Here is a 17,504-nt window from a genome sequence, read left to right as displayed (position 1 = left end):
AATCTAGAAAAATAAAAAAAAAACAATGCACACCTGAATATATCAAATGGCCAATCAAAATGTAAGTCTAAAAAGAAAACTACCAACGACACCCAAATTATGGTTAGATGAAGGAGAAGCCATATCCTAGAGGGAAAGAAGCGTGAACGCATATGAGTTTTGAAATCGTAGAGGCCACCATACCGGACATCCAAGCCGCATTAGAAGCCGGAGAAATTACGTCAAAACAACTAGTTCTCATGTATTATGAACGCATTGCTGATCACGACAAAAACGGCCTGACGATTAACTCTGTACTGGAGATTAATCCTGATGCGTTGTTTATCGCAGAATCTCTGGATGTGGAACGGGCAATTAATGGCCCACGCGGCCCCCTGCACGGGATACCTGTGTTATTGAAAGATAACATCAATACTGGGGACAAAATGCATACAAGTGCGGGATCGCTGGCTTTGGCGAATTCTTTTGCCGGGGAAGATGCGTTTATAGTTACCAAGCTGCGTGAAGCCGGCGCCATTATTATGGGTAAAGCCAATATGACCGAATTCGCCAATTTTATGACGAACGGCATGCCCTCCGGCTATAGCTCCCGTGGCGGGCAAGTCCTTAACCCCTACAATATTTCTACGCCAACCGGCGGCTCTAGTGCGGGTTCAGCAGTAGCTGTCGCTTGTAATTTCTGTACGGTCTCTGTTGGCACAGAAACTTCGGGATCGATTCTTAATCCCGGTAATTTGGGCTCCATCATCGGCATTAAGCCAACCGTGGGGCTGCTCAGCCGTTCAGGAATCCTGCCGCTCTCCAATACACAAGACACCGCAGGCCCTATGGCTAGAACCATTCATGATGCCGTGTTACTGCTAAACGCCATGCTGGGCAAGGATCAACGCGATGCAGCTATGGGAACAAATACAGGTAGAATCCACGAGGATTATACTGTATTCCTTGATCCGAATGGTTTGCAGGGCGCTCGAATTGGGATACCACGTGATTATTATTTTGAGGAGCTCACAGATGAGCAGCTTGCTTTGTTCAACGCTTCCGTCGACAGGATGAGAGAGCTTGGAGCGACCATCATTGATCCTGCGGATATTAAGACCGCCCGGGAGATTAGTTACTCTTCGGTGGTATTAAACGAATTCAAAACAGCACTGAATGCTTATTTATCTCATTTGGGCCCCGGAGCACCTATGCGAACCTTGAAGGATATTATTGATTTTAATCATGCACACCCTGTGGAGACTTTGAGATTTGGTCAAGCTACATTAATAGATGCGGAATATACCTCCTCCGGCACACAAAGCGAAGCTCAATATTTACGCCATCGAGCGACTGACCTGAAGCTGTGCAAGGAAGAAGGGATCGATGCCACTATGAAAGAATACAATCTGGATGCCCTGCTGTTCCCTGCCGATTTTGGCGCCAGAATTACTTCCAGAGCAGGATATCCGTCCATCGTCGTTCCTTCTGGATACACGTCGGCCGGCGCTCCCTTTGGTGTAACCTTCTCAGCAAAAGCTTATCAGGAGCCTACGCTTATCAAGCTAGCCTATGCCTATGAGCAGCATTACAAGGTGCGAAAAGCACCTTCGCTAAAAAGCTTCATTTGATTAAACCTATTCCTGAAGTGGAACAATACCTAAATGCCTGTTTCCCTCATGGGACAGACTCCATGTACGCACTTCATAGCTACGAATGCCAGACAGCACGTAAGGATCTTTTTCGGCAAGGAGAACGGCTTCTTCGCGTGAGTTCGCTCTTACAATAACCATACCGCCAGGACAATCACTAAAGGGACCACACAGCACTAATTGTCCTTTACGGTCCAGCTCTTGTAAATGCTTAACATGACCACGAATAATCTCCATGTCTCTACGGTCTTTATTCGTCGGGCTAAGCAAAATAACATAACGAATATCTGCTTGATTGACCTCACTCATCCTATTCTCCGCCTCTCGTTCAAATAGAAACTAAAGCCCGTAACGGTGATTTCCCAATGCCGATTCGGGCTTTTTTATTTCGCGATGTCTTCGTTCGTAGCTTTATTCATAATCTCGCTGATTTTCTTCATCGGCAATATTTTGAATCTCATCAGAATGAATAAGAAACAGCTCGTAGTCCCCCTCTGCATGCAGCTTCAGCGCTCGTTCTTTAAAAAACTTCGGGCTGCCTTCCGCCGCATCCTCATCATAAAAGAGCAATATCCCGTCACTTTTGCGGAACAACAAGTCATCTCTGGCCCTGAACTGCCAGCTGCCGTCATAAGGGGCATTACTGACCGCCCTGCAAAAGTCCGCACCCGCAATAATACGTCGGTATTCCTCCTGCTTCTCTTCCTTCCACTTCTCTTCCTGTCCAGTATGCGCCGTAATGATCCCCAATTTCAATTCAGGATATTGAGTCTTGAGTTCACTTACCACCTCACAAGCCCAAAGATCGACACCATACTGGCCAGGGGTAATAATCCATTCGACGCCTTCTTCAATTAGCGGCTTTAATCTGTTAGACAGCGCCTTTTTGATATAAGGAATTCCCGGATGCTTATTATCAAAAATACCGAGCTCATGCGCACGGTAGCCTGTTACGAGTAAATTCTTCATGTACTGCCTCTTTCCTGAACGTTGGTTATCTCTTACCATGACTTACCTTTGTAGAGTTTTATCCCACTTATATGATTATTATATAGCATTTACATGATCTATTTCTTTAGGCAAACTTTCAGCTGATCTTAAGCAACCTTTCAGAACCGTCTGATATATTTCTCCTAATCAATCTAAAACTATTAAGGAGAGAAAATAAATGAAGAAATTAATACCGATTATGATCTCAGGAAGTCTACTTGCTTCTCTACTATTGGCTGGCTGCAGCACCAATTCGGAGTCCGAAGGAACAGCTGTTACTAATAACCAAGCGAACACGGCACCCGCAGATAACGCTGAGGCACAGCAATCTCAAGGAAACGGCAATCAACAAAACGGCAGACCCGGCATGTCCATGAATTTCGGCAAGATTAAGAGTATTAGCGACAACACAATTACAATCTATACGTCAGAAATGCCTTCCCCGCCCGCACAAGGCACTGGAGATACGGCTGGAGCCGATATGCAGAACGGCCAGGCTGGTACTCCACCGGAAAGACCCGAAGGTGATCAAGGCTCAGAAAACGGTACACCTCCAGAGGGGGGAATACCGGAAGGCGGAGCCCCTGACGGCGGTGGACAAGGTGGTGGACCACAGGGCGGCGGGATGCAGCAAACCTTCTCCGAGGAAACCACAGATATTACAATTGATGCTGATACCAAAATTGTAACGGTTACCTTCGACAATGGCACGCGTCAGGAGAACACGATCAGCTTAGCTGACCTGAAAGCTGATGACATTATCCAATATACGCTTAAATCAGATTCCACTGTGGCGGAGAGCATTACCTTAAGCAGCGGAAACCCCGGCGGATCCGCTCCAGACGGTAGCACGGGCAGCAGCAGCTAATCAGTTTCTTCACAACAAAAAAACTTTCCGGGGGCAAGCTATGCCCGGAAAGTTTTTTAAAAATCGTATACTATAAACTATTTTTTATCCGACAAAATCAATACTCCACGACCCGGTACAACTGCTGAACCACTGATTACATTACCTGTCAGTAGATCAGTACGCTCAGCTGCCCCAATATCCGCGCTTAAATCCCCGGCAGTGTGGTTCAGTAAGAACAAGTAAGATACGCCATCCTTCACACGTTGAACAGATTCGATACCTTCCGGTGCAGTTACCAGCGGCTGAATGTTCTTTTCGGCACATAGATTCGCTAGGAATCCTTGTAGGAATCCTGCTTCTGGACTTGTCGCCACATAATAAGCTTTACCTTCACCAAATTTATTCACAGTCAACGCAGGCATTCCTTTATAGAAATCAGAACCGTACTCTGCCAAAACTTCTGCCCCTTCGGCATGGATCAGATCGCAGAGCAGATCACATTTATAAGAACCACTCAAGCTACCCCACGTTTTATCCAGCACGAGCTCATTGCTCATACCTGGCAGTAATGCATCGATTTCCTCTGCCCAAATTCCAAGCACTTTACGCAACTCGCCTGGATAACCTCCAACCGTCACGAGGTCGTTCTCATTAACAATACCGCTGAAATAAGTTGTAATGAATGTGCCGCCCGCTTTTACAAAGGCTTCAACCTTTTCTGCAAAACCTGGCTTGACCATGTACATTACAGGTGCGATAACAATTTCATACTTGGACAGGTTCTCTTCGACCCCGATCATGTCGGCTTCGATATTTTGCTGATACAGCGCATCATAATATTTGTGGACTTCATTCACGTAATCCAAGGCAACCGACGGTCCGCTTGAGAGATCCAGCGCCCAACGATTTTCCCAATCGTAGATGATCCCTACTTTAGCTGCACTGCGCGCATCCAGTAGTTGATCTCCAAGCTGCTCCAGCTCTTTACCCAGCTCAGCACATTCACGGAATACCCGTGTGTGTTCATGACCCACATGCTCAATTACCGCTCCATGATACTTTTCACAAGCCCCTATCGAACGACGCAGTTGGAAGAACAACACAGTATCTGCACCACGCGCTACAGCCTGGTAACTCCATAGACGCATAACGCCTGGACGTTTCAAAGAGTTGTACGGTTGCCAGTTCTGCTGGCTCGGTGTTTGCTCCATCAGCATGAACGGTTGGCCATTTTTTAATCCACGCATAAGATCATGTGTCATTGCTGTAAAGCTGACCGGTGTGTCCAGTGAAGGATAGTTGTCCCAAGAAATTACATCCATATGCTTGGCCCACTCAAAATAATCCAGCTCCGGATAAAAGCCCATCAGGTTCGTTGTAACAGGTACGTTAGTGCTGTGTTCTTTGATCGCTTCGTATTCGATTTTGTAACATTCGAGCAAGCTATAAGACATAAACCGGCGATAGTCCAATGAAATCCCCTGAAAGTTAGTACGGTTACCGTTCCATTCTTCACTCAGCTCATTTGGCACCACAATTTCTTCCCAATCATAAAACGTATGTCCCCAAAAGCGTGTATTCCAAGCCTTGTTCAAAGCATCCAGCGAACCATAACGCTCCCTCAACCAGACACGGAAGGCAGCAGCGGACTGTTCGGAATAATCATAGCCACCATATTCATTAGAAATATGCCAAGCTACCAGTGCCGGATGATCCTTGTAGCGTTCTGCCAGCTTACCAGCCAGCTTCGCTGCATACTTGCGGTAAACTGAACTGTTCGGATTGGAGTTATGACGTCCGCCGAACTTACGTTTTCTGCCCTGCACATCGACACGGGTCACTTCAGGATAACGATGAGCCATCCAAGCTGGATGTGCTCCTGTTCCTGTAGCTAGACATACATAAGTTCCATTTTTATATAGTCTATCCATTAATTCATCCAATGAGGAGAAATCATAAGTATCTTCGGAAGGTTGGATTAAAGCCCAGGAAAACACATTAATTGTGGCAACATCAATTCCCGCCAGCTTGAACATCCGTTCATCCTCAGCCCATACTGGCGCATCCCATTGCTCCGGATTGTAATCTCCACCGTACCAAATTTTAGGTAATTTATCGTTAATCACACTTCGCACACCCTTTATAGTATAATTATATATCTATTGTAAATGGTTAAGGTTGCCCTTTAAATATAAAATAATATCTCATACATATAAGAATATAGAACTAACAGGAGAGGATAACATTGTCCGAAATCATGCATCGCAGGATCGTATTCGTCCATGAAGGTGGACAGCACTTGCCAATCACTTTAGACAGTATGGGGCACAATCATGATCAGGAAAAAGTATCCCGCCCCGATGGCTATGACACGTATCATTGGCTTCAAACCTCAGAAGGTGAAGGGATCATCCATTTTGACAATAAAACCTTTTCCCTGCCCGAAGGCAGCGGCGTATTACTACTTCCTTATACACCCCATCGTTATGAGGCTTCCACTAAAAACTGGGGTACCTATTATCTAACGTTTGGTGGCGATTCGGCACACTCTATTTTGGAGACCCTTGGGATGAATAGTAATTCTTTTTACCGTTGGGAAAATGAAGCGCCTCTCCCCAATTTGCTGAAGGAAATGCTGGATCGTCATGATGCCTATCAGGATATGTTTGGTCTCGGCGCCTCCACAGATGCTTATCGTTTTTTGCTTACTTTGAGTAAATATGGCCAGCTTCAAAATAATACGGCGATTTCCCGCAATGTAGATAAGCTGCAGCCACTGCTAAAATGGATGGACAGCCATTATGGCGATCCTGATCTTGGACTGAACGATCTAGCCGATGAACTAGGCGTATCTGGGCGCTATCTTAACAACCTATTCGTCCAAACTTTCGGACTCTCGCCTTATGCCTATTTCGTACGTTTACGCATCCGCAAAAGCAAAGAAATGCTCGTAAGCCAACCCGATCTTACGGTAAAAGCTATCTCCCAGCTAGTCGGCTTCCGCGATGTCAGCCATTATGTAGCCACATTTCGCAAGCAATCCGGGACTACGCCGGAGCAATTTAGACGCCTTCATTAAACATGCCCCGCCTGCTGTGGAGAAATTGCTCGCTGGGAATATGCGGCTAGAACGTAGTAAGAGTATGGTATGCGCTACTATTGTGTAGAAATGGGCGGTACGGTGAAGTGCGGTACGTTACGGTGGCTGGGTGCATTTGGCTGCGAGTGTACGGCACCTCTGAGATGGATCGTGCAGATCTGCTCATGGTTCCATTGTGGAAATTTGCTCATGGTGGACTCCATGTGGAAATTTGCTCATGGTGGATTCCATGTGGAAATCTGCTCATGTTGGACTCCATGTGGGAATCTGCTCATGTTGGGACTCCATGTGGAAATCTGCCCATGTTGGACTCCATGTGGAAATCTGCCCATGATGGGGACTCCATTGTGCAGCTCTCTTCAGTTCAGTATGAGTAAGTCAGACGAAATAATTGCACTTTGTACACTTAAAATAGCCTGCACGGCAGAAATTATCCATATAAGTGTATTTTGTGCAACTATATTCTCGGAATATGGCCTTGCAGCGGGATTAGCCAATTTTTAGCTGCACAAAGTGCAACTAAAACCAATTAAATACTCCAACACTTCAAATAAGTGTACGAAGTACAACTATTTTCTGTTGTGCTTCTGTTAAAGTTTCTGCATGCCCTACTCCACTCATTTTTTACTCCACACTTCCACTTACTTCACTATTCCTACCCCACACATTCCCCTACACCGCTCTTCCCTTACTCCACACATCCCCCACTCCATCTTCACCAACCTTCACTTCACCCTACTCCACACATTCCCCTCTCCACTTTCCCCTCTCCTGCCACACTCCCAAACCCACTCCAAAATCTCTTTACTCAAAACCACTCAAATCTCCAGCACCTCAACACCATACGGCTCGAGCTGGAGCTCTCCCGATCGAATATTATTATCCAGCAGGCTGCTGTATTCTCGTGGCAACGGAACGATCACCGACTCGCGGCTCAGATTAAGCAGGAACAAGAAGCTTCCCTGATCTCCAGTCCGCACGGAGGCATGTACTCCGTTTGGCAATCCTTCATAGTATAACAACCCTTTTTCCTTAGCCAGGTTCTCCAATAGAACTGACCAGTATTGCTCTTCCGCATGGGTTCCAAAGTAATAAACCTGACCTTTGCCGAAGGAATTAACAGTTATAGCGGGTGTGCCGCGATAGAAATCATCACCATACCAAGCAATTGGCTGAGCCACTACAGGTCGGAGGATGTCGCACCACTGCGTACATTCATATGGATTACCCTCCGCATCCACGATGACATGTGTTTCAACGCCAATCGGATCATACTCCAGCACTTCAACGCCGGTACAATAGCTAAGCTGCCCAGGCAGCGGTTGCATGACTGCGATGTTGTTTATATTTTTGACGCCACTACGGTTGGTGATCAGTAAGGTCCCGCCAGCGAGGGCAAAATCCTCCAGATTACGTACGATCTCCTCATCCAGCAAATATAAATTTGGAGCGATTACTACTTTGTATCCATCAAGCGGTTGTCTGAGGTCGATAACATCGCAGCCCATGCCAAGCTTGGTCACCGCCCGGTGAATCTGCTTAATGTTCTCATAATAATCAAAGCCCTCTGCCTGCGGCTGAATATCCAGCGCAGCCTTCTCTTCATGAGAATGGAGGATAGCCACTTCGTTTTTCAGCTTCGTTCCTTGGAGCTTGCCGCTCAGCCCATTAACCTCATGACATAGCTGCGTGAACTCCGCTAATCTGCGTCCGGGAACATTGCTGTGATCAATCAGCCCGTGCCAGAATTGTTCTGCTCCTGAAGTTGCACTTCTCCAGCGAAAATGAACAACAGTATCCGCACCTCTAGCAATCGCCTGCCATGCATAGGCACGAATCAGTCCCGGATAAGGGGTTCGCCACATCGGCATCCAACAACCCGGAGATCCACTCAGCTGCTCCATGATCCAGAAGTTTTGGCGTTTGATGCCACGGGTTACGTCCAATGAAAGTGCTCCGCTATAAGGCGTTGTCTCTTGTTTGGTTGGCGAAGTATTCGGATAATAATCAAACGCAGCCACGTCCAGATCTGCACCCACTGCGTACATATCGAGACGCTGCGGATAGCTGTGAAAGTTATGGGTTATGAAATGCTCTGGACAAATCATACGCAAAATATTGATCTGCGCTGTCTGAAACGCTACCACCGAATCCCACTGAAACCGCTGAAAGTCCAGCAGAAAAGATGGATTCTGATGAGGTGATCCGCCCAACGGCACGGTAAGCTCATTCCAATCGCTGTACTCCCCGCTCCAAACAACGGTTCCCCATTCTGCATTGACCTCAGCCAATGTTCCGTATTTAGCTTGTACCCATGCTCGAAAAGCAGTATTACAAGCGTCACAATGACAATCCAACATGCCAAATTCATTATCAGTCTGCCAGCCTATGACGGCCGGGTGTTCACTGTAACGTTCGGCAAGACGCAGAATAATACGGCTGCCATACTCACGCAGCGATGTGCTGTTATAGCAGCGGTGTCCACGTACCCCCGGGTGAAAAATCTCTCCATTAGCAAACACCGGAAGCACATCCGGAAATTTCGTCGTTAACCATCTTGGCGGTGTAGCTGTTGGCGTACCCATCACAACCTGCAGATCATATTGATGAAAAAGGTCCAGCGCACGGTCCAGCCACTCAAACTGGTAATTCCCCTCAGTTGGCTCCAGTCGGCTCCATGCGAACTCAGCAACCCGGACTACTTTAACACCTGTTTCTTTCATCAACTTGATATCTGGTTCCCACATGGATTCATCCCAATGCTCCGGGTAATAGTCCACACCCATCTGAACATGATCATATCGTTTCATTGGCGCTTCTCCCCATCCCTTGATAATCAGCCCTGTTTCCCAAAAAAAGCGCTCCCCGTCTCAAATTGATGAGGTATACGGAGAGCGCTTCTGTTAACCACTAATATCCATTAAATCTTCTCTATAATGTGCTTTACTTATTTTTTAAGCTTGTCCCATGCAGCTTGCATACCAGTCATCCAACCGTTAACGTCAACCTTGTCAGCAATGAACTGTTGAATCACGCTGGCAAATTCTTGCGTTACACCATCAGGGAATTTAGAGGATTGCAGGCCATAAACTTTGTTTTCTTTTACGTAGTTCCATACGTCTGCTCCAAGCATACCGATGTCTTCAGGTGTTGCTTCGATTGTGGACAAAGCAGGGATGAATTTCCATTTTTTAACGATGTACTCTTTACCCATATCGGAAGTTACCAACCAGTTCAAGAAAGTTTTTGCTTCTTCTTTAGAACCGGATTCTTTGTTGACTACAAGGTTCGCAGGGATACCAACAGTCATTTTGTCATTCTTCTCAGCATCTTCATTGATTGGCATAGGGAACATACCAATGTTCATATCAGGAGTGATGTTATCAACAAGAGTTTGTGCCCAGTTACCTTCTTGCATCATTGCAGTTTCGCCTTTTGCGAACATTGCCAGGTGAGTGTTAGCATCTGTGGTCAAAGGATTCTTTTGTCCGTATTGTAAAGTCAGTTTGAGATACTTGCTCCACTCTTCAAACGTTTTATTGCCTACAATTGTACCAGTTCCTTCATTCAAACCTTTGATGAATTCATCTACATTATCTTGTTGTGCAAAGGCTACGCTGATCCCTTGGTTACCTAGCAGCCACCATTCCTGATATGCATTACCAAAAGGAGTTACGTCGATAGCTTGCAGCTTTTTAGCTGCTTCTTCAAGCTGTGACAATGTTTTTGGAGTTTCAGTGATTCCCGCTTTAGCGAACAAGTCCTTGTTATACACAATACCGATACCCTCAAGGTTCATTGCCATACCGTATACTTTGCCATCTTTAGTCATAGGCTCTGCAGCCATAGGAATCAGATCTTTTACCCAAGGTTGGTCGGACAGATCTTCCATCTTGTCTCCCCAAAGTTCCATTTCTGCATATCCACCATTGGAGAAAATATCAGGCGCATCGCCGGAAGCGAATTTAGTTTTCAATGCTGCTGCGTAGTCCGCACCACCACCAACTGTTTGGATATCCAGCTTGATGTTAGGGTATTCTTTTTCGAATTCTACCTTAAGCTCATTGAGGCCTTCTACGATTTCAGTTTTGAATTGGAAGATCTTAACGGTCTTCACTTCACCTGAATTTGTGCCAGCGCTTCCATTTTGTGAGTTACTAGAAGCGTTATTATTACCACCACATGCCGTTAGAGCTAAACTCATTGCCATTACTGCTGATAGAGCAACTGCGGAGTGTTTCTTCTTCATTATATATTCCCCCTTAAAATAGTGGACTGCTTAAAAAATATTTGGAACGGAGGGCTCGGTGTTAACCTTTCACCGAGCCAGCCGCTATTCCCTCAACAATGTAACGTTGCATAAACAGGTAGAAAATGATAATTGGTGCGACCCCGATTACGAGAGCCGGAAGTGCCATATCCCATTGTTTGGTGTATTGACCAAAGAAGGAGAAAGTCGCTAGTGGAATGGTCCGAAGCTCTGGTGCCTGAAGAATCAAGGATGGCAACAGATAGTCATTCCATATTCCAAGTGCGTTTAGCACGATTGTTGTCATCACCATTGGCTTCAGCAAAGGAAGCACAATACGGAAGAACACGGTAATAGGATTACATCCATCTACTGTAGCCGCCTCTTCAATTTCAAGAGGAACGGACTTGATAAAGCCATGGAACAGGAAGATCGCCATCGGAACACTGATTCCTAGATTCGTGATAATCAAACCAAGGAAAGAGTTGTTTACTCCAATAACATTTACGACCTTCAGAATAGGAATCATAATCGTTTGGAACGGAACTACCATTGCAGCTACGAAGATAAGCAGCAAGAACTGATTGAATTTCGTATTCGCCCGAACCATACGATAAGATGCCATCGCACTGAACAGAGAGATTAGAATAACACTGATCACTGTGATAATAACCGAGTTTCGGAATGCTTCACCGAAACGGGCTAATTTCCAGGCGGTTGAATAGTTCGACCACATAAATACTTTTGGCCAGCTTGCCGCATCACTCAGAATTTCACCGAAGGATTTCACCGAGTTTGCGAGCAAGAAATAGAATGGAGAGAGAAAGAGCAGGGCCAGAAGGATCATTATTACTTCCGTGCCAATATTCCATCTCTTTTTTTCTGTAGGTTTCATTACGCTTCAACCTCCTTGCTCTTCGTGATACGGACCTGAATCAGAGTAATGATGGCTACAATTACAAAGAACAGCAGCGCTTTTGCAGTACCCAGCCCGTAACGATTGTTCAGGAAGGCTTCATTGTAAATATTCATAGCAACGGATTCCGTAGATTTGAACGGTCCGCCCTTCGTCAAGGACAAGTTAAGGTCAAACATTTTGAATGACCAGGAAATGGCCAAGAATAATCCGATAGTTACAGCAGGCATAATTAGCGGAACTACGATATTGCGTAGCACCTGCCAACGGGAAGCACCATCAATATCAGCCGCTTCTAGTACTTCTTTAGATACGTTACTCAACGAGGCAATGTAGATAACCATTAGATAACCGGAAGACTGCCAAACAAAGACCATTACAATCGCCCAGAATCCTGTTGTGGCATCACCGAGCCAAGGAAGATTAAAGAAGGACCATCCTGTGAGGTCGCCCATAGTGGCGAACCCTTTGATGAAGATAAATTGCCAGATGAAACCAAGCAACAATCCCCCGATAACGTTCGGCATAAAGAAAATAGTCCGAAGCATGTTACGTGTCTTTAAAGGTTTAGTTAACAGATAAGCTAAGAAGAAGCCTACCACGTTAGTCAAAATCACACCTAACACCGTAAATCTTACCGTGAACCAAAAGGAAGACCAGAAGTCAGGGTCATTTGAGAAAATAGTGGAAAAGTTTTGAAATCCGACCCAACTTACATTACCGGATACACCGTTCCAATCTGTGAAAGAGTAATACATCCCCATCAAAAATGGGATAATCGTTATTAAGGTAAAAAACAAAACTGCCGGACCAACGAAAAAAAGCTGTTGACCTAACTGGGACAACTTAGTGCCGCGCATTTATTGCCCCCCCCTTTCTTTTGCTCACTTACTTGTTTATGCTTTATACACATATTATCTGTTTTTTTCAGGGTACCTCACACCTACTAAAGTGATCTTTCAGGTGTAAAATATTGATCGGATGTGACAAATTTCGATGAAATGGAACACGATTCGCACAAAATTGATCGTTTTTATCCTACTGCCAACGTTAATCTGTATTATGGCCACCATGTTTATTAGCTATCACTATAGCACTCAATCCCTAAGAACAAGGGCAGTAGATGAGAATACGAACCTCCTCTTTCAAGGCAATAGAAACATCGAAAGTCTGATTCAGGAGATCAATCGTCTCTCCCTTATCGTCTATTCAGATTCAGATTTCTACAGACTGCTCGAAGCGGGATACGAGGATATGGCAGCAAATACACGAATTTATTCTTCTCTAAATTACATTTCTTCATCCATGCCAGATATATCCCAGGTGTATCTTTACGGTGTAAAGGATAGAAAAGCCACTTTGCTCACCCAAAATACACCCAAACGTTGGCAGGGTATCCCCCCTTATGCCGACTCAGAGATCACTAGCAGTTCTCCTGTGTTTATACAAAGTACACATATAAGTCACAGCTATGGCCTAACTTCACCTATCCCGCAACTCATACCGGAGCCTGTGTTCACATTGCATAGACGAATTGAAAGGATTCCCACTACCACCCCACTCGGCTTCCTGTCGATCGATGTTAAGCTAACGGCTCTTACCGACATCGTCAGCCAGTTATATGATCAGAAGCAGGAGAACATTTGGCTGCTGGATGGCGATGGCAGGATTGTATACGGAAGCAACAGTGAGGAATACGGCAAGCGCCTACACGCTTCTTGGTACAACAAGCAAATCGCCACGAATCAAAGCTCGCAAGGGTATTTTGAAGAGGAAGATGCTGTGTTTATTTACCAAAGAATCGAAACCCAAGGTTTAAATTGGACCCTCGTGAAGCAGATTCCTACGTCCTATCTTTTCCGGGAAGCTAACGAGGCGGCAGCGATCAATATATTCCTCCTTGTTCTACTTTTGATTACAATTGCCACGTTAACGACCCTGATCTCTTTTCGAATCACGGCTCCTATCAAGCAGTTGACTCGTTACATGAATCAGGTGCAGACCGGTAATCTTGATGTTGAAATTCAACCTATGGGCAAAGATGAGATTGGCGTGGTTACCGAGCGATTCCGCAGTATGATGGACACGATCAACAACCTGATTTTAAGAGAGTACAAGCTGGAATTGTCCAATAAGACCAATGAACTGCGGGCACTGCAGGCACAAATCAACCCGCATTTTCTGAATAACACGTTACAGATCATTGGCACGCTGGCCTTAGAGCTTAAAGTGCCCCAAATTTACTCACTTCTTTCAGCTCTAGCCAAAATGATGCGCTACAGCATGTACAATGAGGAGAAGATCGTAACTGTTAAGGATGAGCTGGATCATGTCAAAGCCTACATTGAACTGCAAAAGGAACGTTTTGAAAATAAGTTCAGTTTCCGCTACGATATGGAGGAATCACTTTTAGAGACGTTTATGCCGAAAATGATTTTACAGCCTATTGTAGAAAATTATTTCAAACACGGCTTTAATCTTTCCCGCAGTGACGGATTCATTGAAATCACCGCAGCAAGAGTGGATGACAACCGGATGGAAATCTGTATCCAAAATAACGGAAATGCGATCCCTTCAGCGAAGTTAGATCTTTTAAAGCAGAAGCTACAGCATCCTACTAGAACAGATATAGATTTATTAAGAAATACAGAGCAAACCAAGGAAGCTACAGGATCAGGTATTGGTCTGCCGAACGTTCTGGCTCGACTCAAGTTTGTGTGCGGAGATAGTGCCACTTTAACTGTGGATAACCTTAGAGCAGGCGGAGTAGTAGTGAAATTGGAAATTGAAATTATAGCGGAGCGTGAAAAGATATGAAGGCGTTGATTGTTGATGACGAGGCAAGAGTTAGAAAGGCAGTCAGACTGCTTGTCGACTGGGACGCCCATCAAATAGATGAAATTCTGGAAGCCGGAAATGGAAATGAAGCCATCGAGATCATCCGGCAGGCTAAACCAGCATTAGTCATTATGGATATGATGATGGAATCAGGTAATGGGATAGAGTTAATGACCTGGGTGAACGAATTCGCCGGCAACACTAAGTTTATTGTAGTCAGCGGACATAATGATTTTGAGTTCGTACGGCAGACTGTGCGGCATGGGGGTATTGATTATATCCTGAAACCTATCGAAGCCGAGGCAATCAATGTAGCGGTAGCTAAAGCAGTTGCAGCCTGGCGCTCAGAAGAAGACGACCGAAGCGAACGGCAGAAACAGAGTATTCAGCTTAATGAGTTCAAGCCCATTTATGGGGAAAAGCTATTATCTGCACTAATTGATGATCCGATCAATTCTGATTTATCTTTGCGGAGGTTATGCAGTGATGGTATCATTCCGGAAAACATCCATTCCGCTCGGTTAATATTGGTGCAGACAGATGCGGGTAACAATCCGTTGATTAAACGTTTTGGCGGAGACACCGAGCTAATGAACTACGCTATCGTCAATATTTGTAATGAATTTTTGCACAGTCCGCTTAAGGGTGTTGCTTTTCGTTATTGGGGAGGTCCTCCGGAGATTGCGATTATTCTGTGGGATATTCAACCCTCTGTGGTCGAGCTAATAGGCAGAATCAATCATGGCATCTACTCTACCTTGCAGGTCCGAATGCATTTTGGAATCAGCAGCATCGGCAACTTACCTAAGCAGTTACCTTATCAGCGTGCAGAGGTGGCAGAGGCCTTACAACGCCGAAACTTATTAATTCATGAGGATTACTGCCATTTCTCCTCTTCCTCCGAAGAATTCAGAGATCGTAAAGAGATCGCCAAAGCAGAGGTTCGCGGTAATGTATCAACAACGAACTTTGCTGACGTCAAGGAAGATTGGAAAATGGCAGTCATCAGCGGAAGTCCAGAGATATTATCAACAGCTGCGCAGCACTGGGTAGATGAGCTTAGCCGAGGAGGAGTTGTGACACCAGAAATCCTAAACTCATGGAAAAATGATGCTCTACTATTTCGTTCCCAGCTGGTACGGGAAATGTTAGGCCCTGAAGCTGAAGGCGCACTGGCCGAGCTTGAACAGGCCGACCAGCTTCACCCAGCTCCTTATACGAACGGTTACTCGTTCTCCTTATTCGCTTGGCGTGACTGGTCGTATACCCTAATGCAGGAGCTGGCCGAAGTAATCGCCCTGAAACAAGCTAAAGAACGTAATCCGATGCATGATATCGTCAAATACATCGAGCTTAATTACGCTTCCGACCTGTCCTTACAGGAAGTGGCCGGAAAGTTTTTTGTTAGCCGTGAATATATTTCCCGCCGATTCAAACAGGAATACGGGATTAACTTCTCCGACTTTATTGTTAATATCCGAATAGATAAAGCTAAACTACTATTGCAGAATCCTCGTCTGAAGCTGGCCCAAATCTCCGAAATGGTCGGTTTTCATGATGTTAAATATTTCAGCAAAGTGTTTAAGAAGCAGGTTGGATCTTCACCTAAGGACTACCGGGACACATTTAAGAGTTAATCAATACCAGTTTAAAAAGGCGTCCGCAACCGTCTTACCGGCTATGCCGTTCGGATGCGGGTCGTCTTGTCCACTCATATATTCCGGTCTGATCCGGTGATCGTCTGGTGCAGGCAACGATAATAGGCTTGCTATATCAAACACACGGTCTACTCCAGCGGGTGGGTTAGTCAGGATTTCATGATTCACTCTACGCCAAGTCTCTTCTCTTGCCTCCTGAAAATTAAACGGCGGCACCGTACTTAGAATAATACTAGCATCAGCATTTGCTGTTTTGATCTTAGCAATAATAGTTGTCAGATCACCAAGTAACTCATCTGCAGAGCGGCAGCCAATATCAATATCATTTACGCCGAGGACAATCATCAGTTCATCACTCTGTTTAGCTTTGTGAAGCCAAGGGCCATCCGCAGCCACATCATACGCTCTAGCCCAGCCTGAGCCGAGATTCCATACACCAATCTCTGCACCAAGACCATCCGCAATTCTCGCTGCCCAATATTCGTATCCGTCCTTTAATGTCCGCACACCTTGAGTAATCGAATCTCCCAAAAATACTAGCTTCTTATTCACAGCTTTCTTATATCCGATATAGCTTGGCAGTACCAAAAGCTTGTCAGATTCTGTAAACCCATCGGCTGATTCCTGTGCAGCCAGATTTCCGGGCGCATCATAAGCGGTTGCCAGCATCCCTTCTACGTTGAAAGGAATGGATTTACCCGCAGTAGTTGTCTTAATCGTCCATGTAAACGCTAAGTAATGGCCATCAGGTAGGTTGATGCTTGTCTCATCACTCCAGAAGCATTCACCGGCCGCTACTGACTTGGAGACATTGCCTTCAAAAGTGACAGCATGTTGTGTATGCTCAATAATAGCTCCGTTTGGCTCAGTGCCCCCATCCGCGATAAATGCCGATTCGATCACCCAACTGCCCCCAGGTTCACTGCCCGAAGCTTCAAGCCCTTGGTCCCAGGTGGAATCCACCGCATTGCTATGCCAAAATTTCAGCTGCACCGGGCCGTTTTCCCGTAAACGAATATAAGTCCGGAAGGTATGTGTAAAAGGTTCTTGCCTATTCATAATAAAATTAGCGGCGGTTGAAAGAACCGTAGCAGAGGTATAGTCCGTCTGATTCAAAACTCCACTTCCCTTAATTAAATTAGTATTCATAACGTTTCCCCCGTTATTAGTTAAGATTGTAACACTAAAACCTCTCCTATAAACCAGGGAACGGATCGTTCACCCAGTCTACAAGAGAGGTTATGGCTATATCAATATGCTTTAAGAAATCAT

General features: G+C 45.4%; 14 protein-coding genes. 6 read left to right on the top strand and 8 right to left on the bottom strand.

Annotated elements, in window-relative coordinates; translation table 11 throughout:
• The first annotated feature begins 152 nt into the window (after positions 1–152).
• On the top strand, positions 153–1,610 hold the full coding sequence (locus tag MKY54_RS04500) for an amidase family protein (protein WP_076279874.1): 1,458 nt from the start codon (positions 153–155) through the stop codon (positions 1,608–1,610).
• 6 nt (positions 1,611–1,616) lie between these two features.
• Here MKY54_RS04500 and MKY54_RS04495 read toward each other — a convergent pair whose 3' ends face one another.
• Entirely contained in the window at positions 1,617–1,940 is a 324-nt protein-coding gene (locus MKY54_RS04495; protein ID WP_143759986.1) for a YciI family protein, read from the bottom strand.
• 102 nt (positions 1,941–2,042) lie between these two features.
• Entirely contained in the window at positions 2,043–2,600 is a 558-nt protein-coding gene (locus MKY54_RS04490; RefSeq protein ID WP_038568847.1) for a DUF1273 domain-containing protein, read from the bottom strand.
• Positions 2,601–2,799: 199 nt separating this feature from the next.
• Here MKY54_RS04490 and MKY54_RS04485 point away from each other — a divergent pair, with 199 nt between their 5' ends.
• The gene (locus tag MKY54_RS04485) at positions 2,800–3,489 is read left to right on the top strand and encodes a hypothetical protein (RefSeq protein ID WP_339189666.1); all 690 of its coding nucleotides are present in this window, start codon (positions 2,800–2,802) and stop codon (positions 3,487–3,489) included.
• A 77-nt stretch (positions 3,490–3,566) separates the two neighbouring features.
• Here MKY54_RS04485 and MKY54_RS04480 read toward each other — a convergent pair whose 3' ends face one another.
• Entirely contained in the window at positions 3,567–5,597 is a 2,031-nt protein-coding gene (locus tag MKY54_RS04480) for a beta-galactosidase (protein ID WP_076279876.1), read from the bottom strand.
• Positions 5,598–5,716: 119 nt separating this feature from the next.
• Between MKY54_RS04480 and MKY54_RS04475 the strand changes: the two genes are divergently transcribed.
• Both MKY54_RS04475 and MKY54_RS04470 read left to right on the top strand, forming a co-directional pair.
• Positions 5,717–6,550 carry an AraC family transcriptional regulator gene (locus tag MKY54_RS04475; protein WP_254848824.1) on the top strand — a complete coding sequence of 278 codons (834 nt, stop codon included), beginning with the start codon at positions 5,717–5,719 and terminating at the stop codon, positions 6,548–6,550.
• 107 nt (positions 6,551–6,657) lie between these two features.
• A complete protein-coding gene (locus tag MKY54_RS04470) occupies positions 6,658–6,948 on the top strand; it encodes a hypothetical protein (protein ID WP_339189664.1) in 291 nt (96 codons plus the stop codon).
• A gap of 441 nt (positions 6,949–7,389) precedes the next feature.
• Here MKY54_RS04470 and MKY54_RS04465 read toward each other — a convergent pair whose 3' ends face one another.
• The 4 genes from MKY54_RS04465 to MKY54_RS04450 all read right to left on the bottom strand — a co-directional run bounded on the left by MKY54_RS04465 (position 7,390) and on the right by MKY54_RS04450 (position 12,596).
• On the bottom strand, positions 7,390–9,381 hold the full coding sequence (locus tag MKY54_RS04465) for a beta-galactosidase (RefSeq protein WP_076279877.1): 1,992 nt from the start codon (positions 9,379–9,381) through the stop codon (positions 7,390–7,392).
• 137 nt (positions 9,382–9,518) lie between these two features.
• The gene (locus MKY54_RS04460) at positions 9,519–10,820 is read right to left on the bottom strand and encodes an extracellular solute-binding protein (RefSeq protein ID WP_094902687.1); all 1,302 of its coding nucleotides are present in this window, start codon (positions 10,818–10,820) and stop codon (positions 9,519–9,521) included.
• Positions 10,821–10,881: 61 nt separating this feature from the next.
• On the bottom strand, positions 10,882–11,715 hold the full coding sequence (locus MKY54_RS04455) for a carbohydrate ABC transporter permease (protein ID WP_036680774.1): 834 nt from the start codon (positions 11,713–11,715) through the stop codon (positions 10,882–10,884).
• A complete protein-coding gene (locus tag MKY54_RS04450; RefSeq protein WP_036680772.1) occupies positions 11,715–12,596 on the bottom strand; it encodes a sugar ABC transporter permease in 882 nt (293 codons plus the stop codon). Before MKY54_RS04450 ends, MKY54_RS04455 begins: the two co-directional genes overlap by 1 nt.
• Positions 12,597–12,732: 136 nt before the next feature.
• On the opposite strand from MKY54_RS04450, the gene MKY54_RS04445 reads away from it, so the two are divergent.
• Both MKY54_RS04445 and MKY54_RS04440 read left to right on the top strand, forming a co-directional pair.
• Positions 12,733–14,553 (top strand): sensor histidine kinase, encoded by a 1,821-nt coding sequence (locus tag MKY54_RS04445; RefSeq protein WP_076194393.1) that lies wholly within the window; start codon positions 12,733–12,735, stop codon positions 14,551–14,553.
• The gene (locus MKY54_RS04440; protein WP_076194392.1) at positions 14,550–16,211 is read left to right on the top strand and encodes a helix-turn-helix domain-containing protein; all 1,662 of its coding nucleotides are present in this window, start codon (positions 14,550–14,552) and stop codon (positions 16,209–16,211) included. The genes MKY54_RS04445 and MKY54_RS04440 overlap by 4 nt, the downstream gene beginning before the upstream one ends.
• On the opposite strand, the gene MKY54_RS04435 is transcribed toward MKY54_RS04440, so the two are convergent.
• Complete coding sequence (locus tag MKY54_RS04435; protein ID WP_076129609.1) at positions 16,212–17,381, bottom strand: GDSL-type esterase/lipase family protein; 1,170 nt, start codon at positions 17,379–17,381, stop codon at positions 16,212–16,214. It lies immediately after the preceding gene.
• Between the last annotated feature and the right edge of the window lie 123 nt (positions 17,382–17,504).

The organism is Paenibacillus sp. FSL P2-0121, assembly GCF_037975345.1.
Taxonomy (GTDB): domain Bacteria; phylum Bacillota; class Bacilli; order Paenibacillales; family Paenibacillaceae; genus Paenibacillus_AQ; species Paenibacillus_AQ odorifer.
Note: the sequence above shows the minus strand (reverse complement) of the source record. Positions and strands in the feature narration are given on the sequence as shown.

Excerpts from the sequence above, each read along its gene's own strand:
- MKY54_RS04500 (WP_076279874.1), top strand. The coding sequence starts at position 153 with ATGAGTTTTGAAATCGTAGAGGCCACCATACCGGACATCCAAGCCGCA.
- MKY54_RS04495 (WP_143759986.1), bottom strand. The coding sequence starts at position 1,940 with ATGAGTGAGGTCAATCAAGCAGATATTCGTTATGTTATTTTGCTTAGC.
- MKY54_RS04490 (WP_038568847.1), bottom strand. The coding sequence starts at position 2,600 with ATGAAGAATTTACTCGTAACAGGCTACCGTGCGCATGAGCTCGGTATT.
- MKY54_RS04485 (WP_339189666.1), top strand. The coding sequence starts at position 2,800 with ATGAAGAAATTAATACCGATTATGATCTCAGGAAGTCTACTTGCTTCT.
- MKY54_RS04465 (WP_076279877.1), bottom strand. The coding sequence starts at position 9,381 with ATGAAACGATATGATCATGTTCAGATGGGTGTGGACTATTACCCGGAG.
- MKY54_RS04460 (WP_094902687.1), bottom strand. The coding sequence starts at position 10,820 with ATGAAGAAGAAACACTCCGCAGTTGCTCTATCAGCAGTAATGGCAATG.
- MKY54_RS04455 (WP_036680774.1), bottom strand. The coding sequence starts at position 11,715 with ATGAAACCTACAGAAAAAAAGAGATGGAATATTGGCACGGAAGTAATA.
- MKY54_RS04450 (WP_036680772.1), bottom strand. The coding sequence starts at position 12,596 with ATGCGCGGCACTAAGTTGTCCCAGTTAGGTCAACAGCTTTTTTTCGTT.
- MKY54_RS04445 (WP_076194393.1), top strand. The coding sequence starts at position 12,733 with ATGAAATGGAACACGATTCGCACAAAATTGATCGTTTTTATCCTACTG.
- MKY54_RS04440 (WP_076194392.1), top strand. The coding sequence starts at position 14,550 with ATGAAGGCGTTGATTGTTGATGACGAGGCAAGAGTTAGAAAGGCAGTC.
- MKY54_RS04435 (WP_076129609.1), bottom strand. The coding sequence starts at position 17,381 with ATGAATACTAATTTAATTAAGGGAAGTGGAGTTTTGAATCAGACGGAC.